18 protein-coding genes, 1 tRNA gene and 1 pseudogene are annotated in these 15700 nt (G+C 34.6%); 14 read left to right on the top strand and 6 right to left on the bottom strand.

Annotated features, from left to right (window positions below):
• Window positions 1–9 precede the first annotated feature (9 nt).
• From traK to Q9Q97_RS11340, 8 genes are read left to right on the top strand one after another with little or no spacing between them, the layout of a single operon-like run.
• On the top strand, window positions 10–621 hold the full coding sequence (gene traK, locus Q9Q97_RS11375; RefSeq protein WP_306157064.1) for a conjugative transposon protein TraK: 612 nt from the start codon (window positions 10–12) through the stop codon (window positions 619–621).
• Window positions 618–1070, top strand: coding sequence for a hypothetical protein (locus Q9Q97_RS11370; protein ID WP_306157062.1), 453 nt, complete (start codon window positions 618–620; stop codon window positions 1068–1070). Before traK ends, Q9Q97_RS11370 begins: the two co-directional genes overlap by 4 nt.
• A 4-nt stretch (window positions 1071–1074) precedes the next feature.
• Window positions 1075–2364 (top strand): conjugative transposon protein TraM, encoded by a 1290-nt coding sequence (traM, locus tag Q9Q97_RS11365; protein WP_306157060.1) that lies wholly within the window; start codon window positions 1075–1077, stop codon window positions 2362–2364.
• A 16-nt stretch (window positions 2365–2380) separates the two neighbouring features.
• On the top strand, window positions 2381–3211 hold the full coding sequence (gene traN, locus Q9Q97_RS11360) for a conjugative transposon protein TraN (RefSeq protein WP_306157059.1): 831 nt from the start codon (window positions 2381–2383) through the stop codon (window positions 3209–3211).
• 27 nt (window positions 3212–3238) lie between these two features.
• A complete protein-coding gene (locus Q9Q97_RS11355) occupies window positions 3239–4042 on the top strand; it encodes a hypothetical protein (protein WP_306157057.1) in 804 nt (267 codons plus the stop codon).
• A 5-nt stretch (window positions 4043–4047) separates the two neighbouring features.
• Complete coding sequence (locus Q9Q97_RS11350) at window positions 4048–5079, top strand: hypothetical protein (protein ID WP_306157054.1); 1032 nt, start codon at window positions 4048–4050, stop codon at window positions 5077–5079.
• A gap of 17 nt (window positions 5080–5096) precedes the next feature.
• The gene (locus Q9Q97_RS11345) at window positions 5097–5384 is read left to right on the top strand and encodes a hypothetical protein (RefSeq protein WP_125720991.1); all 288 of its coding nucleotides are present in this window, start codon (window positions 5097–5099) and stop codon (window positions 5382–5384) included.
• Window positions 5385–5399: 15 nt separating this feature from the next.
• Window positions 5400–5675: a DNA-binding protein gene (locus tag Q9Q97_RS11340; RefSeq protein WP_306157051.1), complete on the top strand. Its 276-nt coding sequence runs from the start codon at window positions 5400–5402 to the stop codon at window positions 5673–5675.
• Window positions 5676–6024: 349 nt separating this feature from the next.
• Here Q9Q97_RS11340 and Q9Q97_RS11335 read toward each other — a convergent pair whose 3' ends face one another.
• The 6 genes and pseudogenes from Q9Q97_RS11335 to Q9Q97_RS11310 all read right to left on the bottom strand — a co-directional run bounded on the left by Q9Q97_RS11335 (window position 6025) and on the right by Q9Q97_RS11310 (window position 11087).
• A complete protein-coding gene (locus tag Q9Q97_RS11335) occupies window positions 6025–7332 on the bottom strand; it encodes a site-specific integrase (RefSeq protein WP_306157049.1) in 1308 nt (435 codons plus the stop codon).
• A 290-nt stretch (window positions 7333–7622) separates the two neighbouring features.
• Window positions 7623–7706, bottom strand: a tRNA-Tyr gene (locus Q9Q97_RS11330).
• A 474-nt stretch (window positions 7707–8180) separates the two neighbouring features.
• A pseudogene (locus tag Q9Q97_RS11325) lies at window positions 8181–8567 on the bottom strand (TlpA family protein disulfide reductase); the annotation flags it as partial.
• A gap of 18 nt (window positions 8568–8585) precedes the next feature.
• Window positions 8586–9347, bottom strand: a complete 762-nt coding sequence (locus Q9Q97_RS11320; RefSeq protein WP_306157047.1) for a DUF4369 domain-containing protein — start codon at window positions 9345–9347, stop codon at window positions 8586–8588.
• A 262-nt stretch (window positions 9348–9609) separates the two neighbouring features.
• Window positions 9610–10050 (bottom strand): KTSC domain-containing protein, encoded by a 441-nt coding sequence (locus Q9Q97_RS11315; RefSeq protein ID WP_095931645.1) that lies wholly within the window; start codon window positions 10048–10050, stop codon window positions 9610–9612.
• 791 nt (window positions 10051–10841) lie between these two features.
• Window positions 10842–11087: a hypothetical protein gene (locus Q9Q97_RS11310; protein ID WP_306157044.1), complete on the bottom strand. Its 246-nt coding sequence runs from the start codon at window positions 11085–11087 to the stop codon at window positions 10842–10844.
• Between the two features lie 85 nt (window positions 11088–11172).
• Between Q9Q97_RS11310 and Q9Q97_RS11305 the strand changes: the two genes are divergently transcribed.
• The 6 genes from Q9Q97_RS11305 (at window position 11173) to Q9Q97_RS11280 (ending at window position 15526) form a co-directional block, all read left to right on the top strand.
• Complete coding sequence (locus Q9Q97_RS11305) at window positions 11173–11715, top strand: hypothetical protein (RefSeq protein WP_306157042.1); 543 nt, start codon at window positions 11173–11175, stop codon at window positions 11713–11715.
• The gene (locus Q9Q97_RS11300; protein WP_306157040.1) at window positions 11715–11864 is read left to right on the top strand and encodes a hypothetical protein; all 150 of its coding nucleotides are present in this window, start codon (window positions 11715–11717) and stop codon (window positions 11862–11864) included. Before Q9Q97_RS11305 ends, Q9Q97_RS11300 begins: the two co-directional genes overlap by 1 nt.
• Window positions 11865–12027: 163 nt before the next feature.
• Window positions 12028–12261 carry a hypothetical protein gene (locus Q9Q97_RS11295; RefSeq protein WP_306157037.1) on the top strand — a complete coding sequence of 78 codons (234 nt, stop codon included), beginning with the start codon at window positions 12028–12030 and terminating at the stop codon, window positions 12259–12261.
• A complete protein-coding gene (locus tag Q9Q97_RS11290; protein WP_306157035.1) occupies window positions 12251–12631 on the top strand; it encodes a YchJ family protein in 381 nt (126 codons plus the stop codon). Before Q9Q97_RS11295 ends, Q9Q97_RS11290 begins: the two co-directional genes overlap by 11 nt.
• Window positions 12632–12737: 106 nt before the next feature.
• Window positions 12738–13856 carry a VWA domain-containing protein gene (locus Q9Q97_RS11285; protein ID WP_306157033.1) on the top strand — a complete coding sequence of 373 codons (1119 nt, stop codon included), beginning with the start codon at window positions 12738–12740 and terminating at the stop codon, window positions 13854–13856.
• Between the two features lie 206 nt (window positions 13857–14062).
• Window positions 14063–15526, top strand: a complete 1464-nt coding sequence (locus tag Q9Q97_RS11280) for an AAA family ATPase (protein WP_306157447.1) — start codon at window positions 14063–14065, stop codon at window positions 15524–15526.
• Window positions 15527–15700 lie beyond the last annotated feature (174 nt).

Raw genomic sequence — 15700 nt, 5'->3', positions numbered from 1 at the left:
TTTAACAAGATGAAAAATATAGATACAGCTTTCCGTCATGTCAGGGGATTTACTATGCTGGTTGTTGCAGGCAGTACGATCATAACGTTTTATGCGATTTTCAAAAGTTTCAGTTCTGTAGCATCGATGCAGGATAAGGTTTATATTCTTGCAAATGGAAAGGCTCTGGAAGCTTACGCATCAGACCGTAAAGATAATGTTCCAGTGGAGGCCAGGGATCATGTCAGGACTTTCCACCATTATTTCTTCAGTCTGGATCCTGATGATAGAGTAATTAAAACCAATATAACAAAAGCACTTTATCTGGCTGATAATTCGGTCAAGCGCATCTATGACGATCTGAAAGAAAATGGATACTATTCAGGAATCATTTCAGGCAATATCAGCCAGACTGTTATCATTGACAGCATAAAAATTGATATTGAAGAATATCCGTACCGCTTTAAATGTTTTGCCAAGCAGAACATCATAAGGACTACAAGTATACTGAGCAGAAACCTGATAACAGAAGGAAAGCTGCGAAATGTTTCAAGGAGTGATAATAATCCGCATGGTTTTCTGATTGAAAGGTTCAATACACTTGAAAACAAAGATCTGGGAGCTCTAAACAGAAAGCCATGAAAAGCATATTGAGAAAAGAGAATCAGGTTCAAAAAGATTTACGGTTTTACGTAATGCTTAAGTTGTGGTGGGTGAGAAAAATGAATAGCCTTACTAAAGATCTATCTAAATCACAGCTTTACTTTTTTCTGATCTTTTTCATCATACTGGGAACGACTCTTTGTTTTTATACAGCAGTTAGAGGGTTTTTGATAAATAGTACTGAATCGATTAGTATTGATGGAGTATCAGCTATTAAATCTGTCTATAATGACCTGGTGTTCGAACCTTATTTTATGGATACCGCATTTGAAGGAAATATAAAAAAGCCTTATATCAGCAGGTATATAGACAGTGTTATAAATACTACACCTCCAATCTACTTATATAAGATAGATACTTCAAGAGCTGAAGATTTTTACAGCATTATGGAATCCGCAGAAAATAATACAGCTAATAAAAAAAAATAAAAATATGGAAAATCAAAGACTTTCAGTAAAAGATAGAAAGAATCGAAAAATGTTTCCTGTTCTTCCTTTACTTATCCTGCCTTTTGTAACGACGCTCTTCTGGGTGCTTGGAGGCGGAAAAGGCGTAGAAACGTTTGTTTCAGAGGACAAAAAACGAGGTTTTAATATGCTGCTTCCAAATCCAAAATTAAAGGAAGATTCCAGTTTAGATAAGATGAGCTACTATGATCAGGCATCAATTGATTCGATAAAGCTTCTGGAACAAAAGAAAAAAGATCCGAATTATTTGAGGGCTATGGAAGATGAAATTAATCTTGAAGCAGAAAATTATATTGATTCAACAGAAATGTTGGGCAATCATAAAAAGGGAGGTTTGAATACAAGTTCTTTTAAGACAGAGAATGACCAGAAGATATATCAGAAGCTGCAGGCCCTGCAGAAAGCAATTGCCGAGCCTCCTAAAACAAATAACCATACTCAGGACATGAGAGAGTTTCAATACTCAAAGCCTCCATTCGGCGAATCAGAGGAATTGAAAAACTTGGAGCAGCTAATGACCGCTATGAGCGCGCCCTCTGAACCTGATCCCGAGCTCGCGCAGTTAGGCGGGATGCTTGAAAATATTTTGGACATACAGCATCCTGAACGTGTTCAGGAAAAACTTAGGCAGAATTCGAAGCTTCACGAAGGAAAAGTTTATTCTGTAACTAGAAAAGCTGGAGAAGAAAACCTCACTTCTTTACAGGGCGGGATGCAATCCCCTAAAGAAGATAATGGAAATTCTTTTTATCCTCTTGAAGAAGACAATGCAAATGAAGAACTTCAAAACGCAGTTGAAGGTGCAGTACACGAAACACAGACCATTGTAAATGGCTCAATTGTAAAAATCAGACTTGTAAATGATGTTTTTATAAATGGAGTTTTAATTCCAAGAAACAGTTTTGTTTTCGGAACAGCATCTTTAAAAGGAGAAAGACTTGAGATAAAGATTAGTGCAATAAAATACCAGAATTCCATATTCCCTGTGGAGCTTTCAGTTTTTGACATAGACGGCATAAAAGGCATTTACATCCCAGGAACTATTAACAGGGACGTTGCTAAAGCATCTGCAGACAGATCGATGCAGAGTATCGGAATTGCGGGATTAAGTGATTCATGGGGAGCTCAGGCTGCCGGTATGGGAGTGGAGGCGGCAAAAACACTTTTGAGCAAAAAAGTAAAGCTTATTAAAGTTGCAGTTAAAGCTGGCTACAAAGTGCTTCTGTATGATGAAAAGGAAAAGAATCAAAAATAACTGTAAACTATTCAAAATGAAAAAAATACATCTATTAATAAATATCTGCATTTTTCTGATAGCAGTTTCAGTATACAGCCAGTATAATTCAAAATCTGAATATAACAACATACAGTTAGGCTATTCAAAAACCACCAGTATCTTATTTCCCTACGCTGTTAAAAGTCTTGATATCGGCAGCCGTGATGTTCTTGTGCAGAAAGCTAAAGGAGTTGAAAATATACTTCTTCTAAAAGCAGGAAAACAGAATTTTCAGCAGACTAACCTAACGGTAGTTACCTCAGATGGTAAGCTTTACAGTTTCATATTGAACTTTGACGATTTGTGTCCGACTTTAAATATCGATGCCGGACTGCGAAATGCGGATGATAAACAGCTGCTGTTTTCGCTGGAGAATGAAAACCAGAAAGAAATAAAGGATTATGCAATACTGGCATTAACTAAGAAAAACAGGGTAAGCGGACTTAATTCAAGAAAATCGGAAATAGAAATGAAAGTTGATGGTATTTTTATCCATCAGGACATAATGTACTTCAGAGTTTTTTTAGGCAATGATTCTAAAATTAATTACGATGTCGACCAGCTGCGTTTTTTTATCCGTGACCAGAGAAAATCGAAACGTACGGCATCACAGGAAATAGAGATTATACCGCTTTTTAATACTAGTGATTTCAACCGGATTTCTGATAAATCTGAAATCACTGCTGTATTTGCCATGCCTAAATTTACAATACCCGAGAAGAAAAAATTTACGATACAGGTCTTTGAGAAAAACGGAGGCAGGCATCTGGAGCTGGATATAAAAAACAGGAACCTGATAAATCTTGAAATTCTGGTTAACCTATAAGAAATACTAATTTTAAATGTAAAGATCATGAACGAGAAAAATTTGCAATATCTGAAAGACCAGTTAAAGTATACTGGATTTGGAGAAACTTTTGATGCTGAATTAAGAGAGAATATTTTGAAAGGGGATAAGGATTTTAAAATAATCCATACCGGCATTATGAATAATGGTGTTCCTAACAAGGATACTGTGACTGTTGAGTTGAATTTTAAAAAGTCCGATCAGAGTGATATGTGTTTTTTTAATTCCTATAAGGTTAATCTGCAGAAAGAGGAAAATAAGCCGGGATTAGAGCAGACTTTTTATATTAATAATGATAACACCAGCATTACCCTCAAAGAAGCATATAATTTGATGGAGGGAAGGTCAGTCAATAAGGATTTAAAAACTAAGGAAGGCGAGACTTATAATTGCTGGATTAAATTCGACTTTAAAAACAGTGACGATAATGGAAATTTTAAATTGCAGCATTATCATCAGAATTATGGCTACGATCTGGAAGCTGCTTTGGAAAAACATTCAATAAAAGAGCTGTTAACACCACAGTATAAAGAAGATTTAATGAATTCCCTTAAAAAGGGAAACCTGCAGTCTGTAACTTTTGTGGTGGGCGGTGAGGAGCGAAAACAGTTTGTGGAAGCTAATCCCCAGTTTAAGACCCTTAAAGTTTATGACTCTTCAATGCAGAGGATTAATGATCGGGAAAGCAAAACTGAAAAACAGTCCCAGTCAAAAGAAAAGAGTGAAGCGCAGAGCAATAGCGATGATGAACCTGCAGAGAAAGAGCAGACTAAGAATTCGCGTTCTAAGACAGCAAGCAGATCAATTTAATAGTTATGCCAACTGAAAATAATAGAGTAAAAAATGAGATTAAAGTATGGCTTTCTAAGGAGGAAAAATTAAAGTCGATATTTGAAAAAAGCCCGCGGATTGAGCGTTCAATACAAATTGAGAAGCTGAAGTTCTTAAAATTGCTTCTTTTTAAATATAAGAAGACTAAAGCCTTGGATGAAATTATGACTTTGCGCTTGGTGAAGGATGAATTTAGAAATGTGAGCCGGAAAATATATCCTAATATGGTTCACAGATTATTTAATGAAGCTATTATTGCCGCCGGTTTTGAAAGAAAAGATAAACCCGAGTATTTAAGGGAAAGGGAACTGAATCAAAAATCTATAGAAGACCAGCTTAAAAACAGCGGGTTTCACGATTCATACATGAAAGTTTTGGACCTTATGAAAGATGAGCAGTTAAATTTTGATGTTCCCGTTTCGTATCATATCTCAGAAAATGAGACGATGGAACATTCATTGTCTTTTGGTAAGGATGAGCAGGGTACGTACAAGTTTAACGGATTCAGTTCAATACTCAGGGATTTTTCTTCGCCATCAGGCTACAGCTCGCACTTTTTTAAATATGATAAATCTGGGAGTTTTAATGCCGAGGAAGCATACAATATGCTGGCCGGAAGAGCAGTGCTTAAAAACGGTACGTGGAAACAATTCAATTTTTATGACAAAGATAAACTGGATAACTACCGCTTGCACGAATATCCAGAAGCTTACAAGTTTAATCTCAGCAATGTGTTAAATACCCTTCCACTTAAAGGTGATGACGACGACTCATTTGAATCCCTTGCAAATTCTTTAAAAAAAGGTAGACGTGAAGAGGCGGTACTGCTTATTGAAGGGAGAGAAATGAAGGTTTTTTTAGAAGCAAATCCGCGTTTTAAGACACTCACGTTTTATAATGACAGGATGCAGAAGATTAGTTTGAGGGAGTTACAAAGTGGCTGTAAAGTCCAGCAGGTAAAGAAATCTGACATGCAATTTGAACGAGCTCCGAAAAAGTTGACACCTAAATTTTGAGCAATAAAAGCCATACTATGGATAGTATTAAAATCGCAACCATTTTTTTTCAAGCTATTGAAAATGACTTTCGGATCGGAACGACCCATATCGCGATATTTGCTGCACTGCTTCAGTTTCGTGCCACTAAAGACTTTATCAATCCTATACAGGCTTACAGTCTAGAAATTCAGAATATCGCTAAAGTGGTTTCTCCAAAGACTTATCATAAATGTATGAAGGAACTGGATTCTTATGGATACATAGTCTATGTTCCTACAAAAAATAAAAATAAAAGAAGCAGTATCTATTTTCATGTAGAATAATATAATTTTAGAAGTATGGAAGATTTTCTAACAAAAGACGATTTAAGACAATTTGGACTGATGCTGACTGAGTCCATGCGTACACTGATTTCACAAGCAATTCCACCAGTGAAAGATACTACCGAATCTTTATGGATTAAAAGCAAGTCAGTGAGAAAACTGCTTGATATATCTGCCGGTTCAGTCCAAAATCTTAGGATATCACAGAAAGTACGTTTTAAAAAAGTCCTTGGTTCCTATTATTACAGCAGAGAAGATCTTTTAAAACTATTTGATGATGAAAAGAAATAATAGAATAAAAGAGAAACATATTATGGATTATTTGTCAATCTACATTGATGATCCCAAACTTAATGTCTGGCATCTGTCAATTTTAACAGCCATATTAGGATTAGGATATAGGCAGGGGGAGAGAAAGAGGATAAAAGTCAGCCGCAGCAAGATTATGGAGCTGTCGCATGTGAACACATTACCAACTTATCACAAATATTTCAAACAGCTTCAGGATTTAGGATACATAAAATACAAACCGTCTTATCATCCAGGCTATAAAAGCGAAGTAAGACTATGCAGAAAGGGATTATCTCAAAATATTTGAGATAATCCCTTTTTTAATTAAATTATATCTTGAAATTATTGATCAAGAAGAAATGTTATATTTCTTTTTGATAGCCTGTATCTCTTTTTCCAGTCTTGTAAGAATCTCCAGGTCTGGCTTAGATATTTTGGACTTGGTCTTGTTCAGTTTTTTATTCAAAATAGACATTTCCCGCCCGATAGTTGCCTGTTCTGTGATGGCGTATGCTTCTGTCTGTTTTACCGATGAATGTCCGAGAAGTTCCTTTACTACATTAATTGGGACATTGTTATTGAGGGTTACCGTACTTCCGAAAGTTCGGCGGGCCATATGTGTGTTGAGCGTAAAAGCAAAACCGCATAAGTTTGCAACTTCTTTCAAATACTCGTTCATTTTCTGATTGGAAGAAACAGGCAGTACCGTGCCGCGCTGAAGACAGAGGGGATGGTCTTTGTACTTTTCAATTATTTTTAGTGCCTGGGGAAGAAGAGGCACGTTAAATGATGAATTGGTTTTCTGCCTTTGAGACATTATCCATAGATTGCCATCAATTCCTTTCTTAATATCGGTTTTCTTTAATTGAAATGCATCAATATAAGCCAGTCCTGTGTAGCATTGGAATACAAAAACATCTCTTACTACATCAAGTCTGTCTGTCGTAAAATAATGTTTCTCCAGTTCATATAATTCCTGCGTGGTAATAGGTTTTTTCACCAATTTGGTTTTTCGTCCCTTAAAGTTTTTAAACGGGTCTTTACTGATAATTTCATTGTCAATGGCTCGGATAACAATTTTCTTGAAGTTGGCAATGTATTTCAGTGTTGTATTATTGCTGCATTCGCGAACTGTTCTAAGGTAAAATTCAAAATCCTTAACAAACTCCAGATTTAAATCTTCAAATTCATGATCATCCTTTTTGAATTTAAGTTTGATAAATGACGTGAGATGGTTTTTAGTGATTGTAAAGCGCTCAAGGGTGCCTTTTGCATATCCTTTTCCAAGCAGCGCTTCCATCTCATCGTTGTGCTTTTGAAATTCTTCAAGGACTTTCACCTTTGGCGCAGTTCTTCCCAGAACCTGATCCATTACTTTTTCAGCTGTGATAGATTTGCCGCTGTACATCATTTCCGTTTTGATCTCATTAATCTTTAAGGTCAATGAGTCTAAAAAGAAGTTCAGCGATTTTGCATCTTCCTTGCTGCCGACTGCCCTTTCCATTTTTTGATCCCATCGGGTAATGTCCCATTTTCTTTTGGTTGATGCTTCCTTTGGAATGCCGTCCACGGTAATTCTGAAGTAGACGGTTCTAATCTTACTGTCATTGCGGGGGATTTTCAAAAAGAAAACCAACCCAAAGCTGCTTTCTAACATAATTCAATGTTTTAGGTTAATAAATGTAGAATTATGGCGTGTAAAATACAAGTCGTTAACCTCTTTAACCCCTGTGTTTACAAGGGATTAACCCAAATTCTGTGGCACATTTGCCCGACACCTGAATGTGCCACGATTTTGCCACAGAAGTTTTGGGCGCTTTTAAAAAATTTGAAAAATGCCTTAAAAGCAAAAAACCTGCGAATCCATTGGATTTGCAGGTCTTACCACGTTTTTTTCGGGCTTTTGAAAAGATTGAAAAACTTTCGTTTTCGCTTCTTTTACCCTTTTGGTGGGGAGAGCAGGATTCGAACCTGCGAAGTTTTCACAGCAGATTTACAGTCTGCCCTCGTTGGCCGCTTGAGTATCTCCCCGAATCTCTAGCGTTGTGCTTAGTTGTTCTTAGCGGTGGCAAAGATAGGAACTCTTTCTACATTTCCAAACAAAAAAATGACTTAATTTTAAGTTATTTTAAAGTTATTTTTTAATCCGCTGGAATTGAATAAAATAAAAATCTGTTAAATTGAAGTTTTTTTTAATTTGCCATAAAAAGTAAGAATATATTTATGGTGATTTTACCAATTTTGTTTTAAGTTTAGCGCTAAATAAGTTGTCAAGTGTTGCATTTATTGACGTATTTAAATAAATAACGATGAAAAAAATCTATTTACTTTTTTCAAGAATTATGTTTTTCCATTTTTTAGCAGCAACAAGTTTAAGCTATCTTTATAATAATCATTCGAACCTTCTTGCAATTTTATATTAGTGAAAATTGATTTTTAAGTTTAGAAAGGTATAAAAACAAAAAAATCTCCACAAGGGAGATTTTTTGATTATTTTAAAGCGGATTACTTTGCTAGCAATTCTTTGATTTTTGCTTTCAATTCGTCGCCTCTTAAATCCTGTGCTACCACTTTTCCTGATGCATCAAGAATAAAAGTAGCTGGAATAGATTCAACATTATATTGTTTTGCAATGGGCTCTTCCCAAAATTTCAGATTCGAAACCTGAGTCCAAGTTAAACCGTCTTTTGCGATGGCTTCTTTCCATTTTGCTGCATCTTTATCTAAAGATACTCCAACAATATTTAATCCTTTAGAATGAAACTCTTTGTATAAAGCCACAACATGCGGATTTTCCTGTCTGCATGGTCCACACCATGAAGCCCAGAAATCTACAATCGTTACTTTACCTAAGCTTTCTTTAAGGGATACTACTTTTCCTTCTGGATTTGGAGCCGAAAAATCTGCTCTTCATTTAGCGCTGCCTACTGCTGGAGCTGTAGCACCAACTGATGGCATTTTTGCTTGACCAAATCTAGTTTTGATTTCTTTTCCAGGAGCAGTATTTTTTAAAGACTCATCCAAAGTGTTGTAAAGGCTTTCTAATTTTTTCATGTCAGCAGTTGGATCATTCAATAAACTTTGAATAATTAAAGCAGTAATGAAAGATTTTGGATGGTTTTCAGCATAAGCTAAATATTTCTTTTTGCTTCCTTCTTGTACTTCTTTCTGAATTTCCATGTATTGTTTCATCAAGCCATTGATAGTTGCTGTATCTTGTGCTTGTTGAGCTTGTTTCATTTTATCGTTGTTCTTTTTCTGGAAATCAATTAAACTTTTTTGAGTTTTATTCATATCTTCCATGAAAGTTACATACTCATCATTGTTGTAAGTTCCAGAGATTTTAGATTTGTGGATACTATCTTTATCAATAGCAACTTTAATTTCTCCAGTTTCTAAAATGAACGGGATAGGACCGTTTGCACCTTGTAATATTAATGTATGGAAAGCTGGTTCAGTAACTTTTCCTTTTATTTCAAATTTTCCGTTTTCAACTTTTACTGTATCAAGAGAAACTGGCATTCTTGTAGCAGGATCTTGACCTTGTAAGATAATAGTTTTTCCATTTTCAATTCCTGTAGCAGTACCAGTAATAAGGTATTCTCCATCTTTAACTTTACTGCAAGAAATGATAGCTGCAGAAGCTGTAAGTACAAAAAGTATTTTTTTCATTATAAAAAATTAATTAGTTAATTGATTTGTGCAACAAAAGTATCTAAAAATATAAAACATACAGAATTTTGCTACCTAAAATTTTGTTATAGTTTTTTTTGCTTTAAAATGCCTAAAATCAGCGTGTTTGTTGACTTGATTTGATCAAAAACTCTTAATAAGAAACTTATTTGAGCGATCTGTGTTCAAATATTTGAATTTTAAGCATAAAAAAAGCACTCGTTTAACGGAGTGCTTTTTTGTAAATTATAGTAGTCTAAAACTATTCTTGGTTTGTTTTCTTTCTCCAAGTAAAAGAGTTTAAGATATGTCTTTTTGCGAATCTAGCTGGAGAATCTGCATTTACCATTTTCACGTAAGTTGCTTTAGGAACACTGATGTATTCGTAAACACTTCCGTTAGAAAAATCAATAATTAAACGACCTTCAACAAATTTGTAATCTGTGATAGAACAAGTTGAAATTGTTTCTGTATACTCAGGTAAATTAAGTTTGATAGTATCAGGGTGAATACTTACTAAAAAGTGGTAAGCTTCGATAATCGTTTTGCTTTTTTCTTCTGCTTCTTTTAAACCAGCTTCATTTCCCACAAATTTATCAGGATGAGATTCTTTCATCGCATTACGATAAATTGTCTTTAAATCTTTTAACTCTGCAGTCTTTTCTACGTTTAGTAACTTGCGGTATTCAACTATTTTTTTCATAAATAAAAGGTAACTACTTGTCTATTAGTTTGAAATCGTTTTGTTTTAGTTCAAATCGACAAATTTTTTGCAAAGGTACACTTTTTTTTAACTTTTTAGTTTTGATGCAAAAAATATTCAGGAAAGTTGGTTTATTAAAACGTTAACTGAGTATTAGTATGTTTTTTTTAACCGCAAAGGTCGCAAAGTTTTTTACGCAGAGTTCGCAAAGTTTTTTTTGAGAATCATTTAAAAATGAAAGTTCGCAAAGCTATGTCAACACAAAGCTTTGCGAACTTAATATTAGACCTCGTTTCAGCTGTTAATAAAGTATCTTAGCGAACTTTGCGTTAAAAAAAGCTCCAAATCTAAATTTTATGTCTAGTAATTTTACCGGAAAACACGCAAAGATTTTACACAGAATGCGCAAAGTTTTTTTGAGTATCATTTAAAAATGAAAGTTCGCAAAGCTTTATCAACACAAAGCTTTGCGAACTTAATATTAGACCTCGTTTAAGCTGTTAATAAAGTATCTTAGCGAACTTTGCGTTAAAAAAAGCTCCAAATCTAAATATGTCTAGTAATTTTACCGGAAAACACGCAAAGATTTTACACACAATGCGCAAAGTTTTTCTGAGAATCATTTAAAAATGAAAAGTTCGCAAAGCTTTATCAACACAAAGCTTTGCGAACTTAATATTTAGATTTTGCTTAGGTTCTTAATAAAATATCTTAGCGACCTTTGCGGTAAAAAAAAACACCCCCAACAAGCAACTTGAAACTAAAAAAACATGAAACCTGAAACAAATAATTTACTCCGGTTTATGATTCGCTTTATCAAAGTTTCTAGATTTCTTTGGATATTTCTTGTAGCTCATGTCACTTGGATTTTCGATAACAGACTTAATCGTAATCCAATCGCCTTCTTTAAATTTAGCCTGAACCATTTTATAGTCTAAAAGATATTCTCCACAGAAATAATTATTGTTTTCATCTTTTTCTATAATGCCTGTAAAAACTCCTTTTTGTGGCATTTTTTGTTCTGTATCTTTAGACATGATTTTTTGTTTTAAAATTAAAAGGCAAAGGTAAGCATTTAATGTTTGTTTTAGGGAGTTCGCTGTAATCTGAGTATATTTGCACATGCAGAAAAATTTTAAGCCACATCCTAATTCCTTTAAAAATACGTTTTGTGCTTTTAATGAAGTCCTTTCAGATTCGATTAAAGGATTGAAAAAACAATTTGAAAGCAAAGCAGGAAGCACCTATTATTATACTGAAGAAGGAATGTATCGCGTTTCGAACCATTGGGGGCGATTGGCCAACAGCAAATGGCGTCTGATTGCCCGTAACCCCGAGACTGAATCGAAAACCAAAATAGGTTTTGCAAAGTGGGAAGAGTTTTATCCCGATAATTCAGAAGAAAAATTATACTATATAAAAGCTGATTTCGAAAATAATCTTGCCAATTACGAGCACAAGAATAATCCAGAATATGACGAAAAAGCAATTTTAAGAACAAGTTTTGAAACTGCTAAAAGATTAAAACAAATTCGAAATCTACAGCAACTGACCAATTGGGCAAAACATTTTGATTATGATGATATTGATGAGCTTCGAAAAGAAATCATCAACGAATTGATTTTTACAGAAAAAACGTTAGAACAAATTAAAAGAGAGGTGTAATGGGAAGAAATAACGAAAAAAATATCAAAAAGCATAATGATAAGCTCCACAAAGCTCAAGCAAAAGCCAAACAAGCCGAAATTTCAAGAAAAGAAAAGCTCAAAGAAATAGTAAAAAAATACAACGAAAGTAAAGAAGAAGAGAAATAAAAATAATTTTGCCACAGATTAAAAAGATTAGCACAGATTATTAAAAAAAATCTTTTGAATCCTTTTAATCTGTGGCAAAAACACGAATTAATTCTTTATAAATACTAAATTAAAAATTAGTGAAAATTAGTGCAATTCGTGGCAAACAAAAAAATAAAACACAATGAACGCAAAATTTGAAACTTTAAAAGCAGACGTACAGGAAATCATTGATTTAATTGCTGCAAAAAACGATAGAGAAGCCAACAATAAATTATTGGAAGTAAGCGAAAAACTGGACGAAATGATTGACTTCGCAGAAGAAGACGAAGAAGTGAGAGAAATTACCCGTTATCAAGTGTTATTAAATCAACTTCACGTAAAAATTAACGGAGAAGAACCAGTTGATGGAGAATAAAAAATGTTTCTGTGATACAGGTTTGCCTTTTGATGAATGCTGTAATTTATATTTAGGCGGAAAACAAAAAGCGCCATCTGCATTAAGTTTAATGCGATCCAGATATTCTGCGTATGCAACTCATAACGCAGATTATCTGATGGAGACCACTCACATATCAGAAAGAAAATATTATTCGAAACCTGAAATTTTAAAATGGGCAGTTTCGAATAAATGGCAGCAATTAGAAATTTTGAGTTTCACTGAAAACACAGTCGAATTCAAAGCTTACTTTTTAGATTCAGCTAATAAGCCGCAAGTTCACTACGAATTTTCTACTTTTAAGTTTGAAAATGGAGCTTGGTATTATGTTGACGGAAAGTTTGAATAATTATTATATCTAACACTGTTAGTTCAAGATTTTGCTTAAATATTTTAACTAAAAATTAATAAACGATTCGTTTTTCATAATTCCAAAAAGATGTAATTTTAGATTTATGAAAAACGAATTTAAAAAAGGCTTTTATTTTAAGACTTACGAAGCTCCTTTTCAGTCTCCGTTTGACAAACTTTTTACAATTTTTAAAGAGTTAATCACCCATACCTCGGGCGATTTTGATGAAGCAATCAACTGGCTTCGGGAGCTGGACAACGAATATAAACTTACCGATGAAAATTATACAATCGACGATTTTATTGAAGACCTGAAGAAAAAAGGGTACATCAGAGATGAAGTGAAAGGCGATGGAAGTTCTGGTTTCGGCATCACTGCAAAAACCGAAAGAGCAATCAGGCAACAAGCCTTAGACCAGATTTTCGGAAATTTAAAACGTTCTGGAAGCGGAAATCATAAAACAAAATATGCTGGAAGCGGTGACGAACATACGGGAGAATTCCGAGAATTTAATTTTGGTGATAGCTTAGAAAGAATTTCTCTAACAGAAAGTCTTCGAAACGCACAAATCAATAATGGTGTTGATGCTTTTAAATTGACAGAAAACGATTTGGTTGTCGAAGAAGCGCAGTACAAAGCACAAATGAGTACGGTTTTGATGATCGACATAAGTCACAGTATGATTTTATACGGCGAAGACCGAATTACACCTGCGAAAAAAGTTGCAATGGCATTGGCAGAATTAATCACAACAAGATATCCAAAAGATACTTTAGATATTTTAGTTTTTGGAAATGATGCCTGGACAATTCCGATCAAAGATCTGCCGTATTTGCAAGTTGGTCCTTATCATACCAATACGGTTGCTGGTTTGCAATTGGCGATGGATATTCTTCGCAGAAAGCGAAATACCAACAAACAGATCTTTATGATTACGGACGGGAAACCAAGTTGTGTTCGCGAGCGTGACGGTTCGTATTATATGAACAGCAATGGACTCGACGAGTATATTGTCGATAAATGTTACACGCAAGCGCAACAAGCTAGAAAACTTCATATTCCAATTACCACTTTCATGATTGCGAGAGATCCTTATTTACAGCGTTTTGTGAATCAGTTTACAGAAGCCAATCAAGGAAAAGCATTTTACACTGGACTAAAAGGTCTTGGTGAAATGATTTTTGAGGATTATGAAGCAAATCGCAAGAAGAGGGTGAAGTAAGCTACTAAGGTTCTGAGCTTCTAAGTTTCTAAGGAAAGTGACAGAGTAACAAAGAGGCAGAGAGGCAAAGGTTTTTCCGCACGCTTAATCGTAGAGACGCACTGCAGTGCGTCTAACACATGCAAAATAAATCAGCAAAATCTCCTAAATCTGCGGGAGAAAAATTAAATATTTCAAAAAAATACAAACCGATATCTGAATATACGATGAATATACTAGACGTAAAAACATTAGGCCAATTAAAAGCCTCAGGATATAAAACCAAATCAATAAAAGACGAATTGAGAGAAAATCTCCGTGAAAAAATCAAATCTGGAAAGCCGGTTTTTGAAGGCGTTCACGGATTTGAAAATACGGTAATTCCAGAATTGGAGCGTGCAATTCTTTCTCGTCACAATATCAATTTATTAGGACTTCGTGGTCAAGCAAAAACACGTTTGGCGCGTAAAATGGTTGAATTATTAGACGAATATATTCCGTTTGTGGAAGGCTCAGAAATTAATGACGATCCGTTAAATCCAATTTCTCGTTTTGCAAGAGATTTAATCGCAGAGAAAGGCGATGAAACTCCGATTGCTTGGTTACACAGAAACGATCGTTTCTTCGAAAAATTAGCAACACCAGACGTTACAGTTGCCGATTTAATTGGAGATGTTGACCCGATAAAAGCAGCAAATTTAAAGTTGTCTTATGCAGATGATCGTGTTATCCACTTCGGAATGATTCCGAGAGCAAATCGCTGTATTTTTGTTATTAATGAATTACCTGATTTACAGGCAAGAATTCAAGTTGCTTTATTTAATATTTTGCAAGAAGGCGATATCCAAATTCGTGGATTCAAATTGAGAATGCCTCTAGATATGCAGTTTGTTTTCACCGCAAATCCAGAAGATTATACCAATAGAGGAAGTATTGTAACGCCTTTGAAAGATAGAATTGGTTCGCAGATTCTGACGCATTATCCTGAAAGTATTGAGATCGCCAGAACTATTACAGAACAGGAATCGAAACTGGATCAAAACCAAACCGATATTGTTTATGTTCCAAGTTTAGCGAGAGATATTTTAGAACAGATAAGTTTTGAAGCTCGCGAAAGCGAATATATCGACAATAAAAGCGGTGTAAGTGCGAGAATGAGCATTACAGCATTCGAAAACTTAATTAGTACAGCAGAGCGTCGCGCTTTGATTTCGGGTGATGATAAAACGACTTTACGTTTGTCTGATTTTGTTGGAATCATTCCAGCGATTACAGGAAAAGTAGAATTGGTTTATGAAGGAGAGCAGGAGGGAGCCGATGTCGTGGCTGAAAGTCTGATTGGTTCTGCCATTCGAACTTTATTCCCAGAATATTTCCCGAAAATAGAAAAATTAGAAAAACCAGATGAGAAAACACCTTATTCTGATGTTGTAGAATGGTTTTTCGCAGAAAGCGGTTTCGAATTATTAGACGACGCTTCAGATGCAGAATACAAAAGTATTTTAGACGAAGTGAGTCCGTTAGATGAATTACTGAAAAAATACCAGCCTCAATTAGCAAAAGAAGATGTCTATTTCATGAAGGAATTCATTCTTTGGGGATTGGTCGAATATAAAAAATTGAGCAAAGACCGTTTTGCAAAAGGAAATCAGTTTAGAGATATTTACGGAAGTTATATTAGTAAGTTTTAAACTTTTTACGATTTAAAAATTGTATTAGACCCGATGGATTTTTAAAACCTGTCGGGTTTGTTTTTTAAACACAGTAATATCCCGCTTTTTGTCATCCTTGTAAAGGTTAGATAATTCGGTAACAAAATTTAACTTTAATAAATTTTGTTACGATGAGACATAATAGCAGAGATT

It is taken from the genome of Flavobacterium sp. DG2-3 (assembly GCF_030730925.1).
GTDB lineage: Bacteria > Bacteroidota > Bacteroidia > Flavobacteriales > Flavobacteriaceae > Flavobacterium.
Note: the sequence above shows the minus strand (reverse complement) of the source record. Positions and strands in the feature narration are given on the sequence as shown.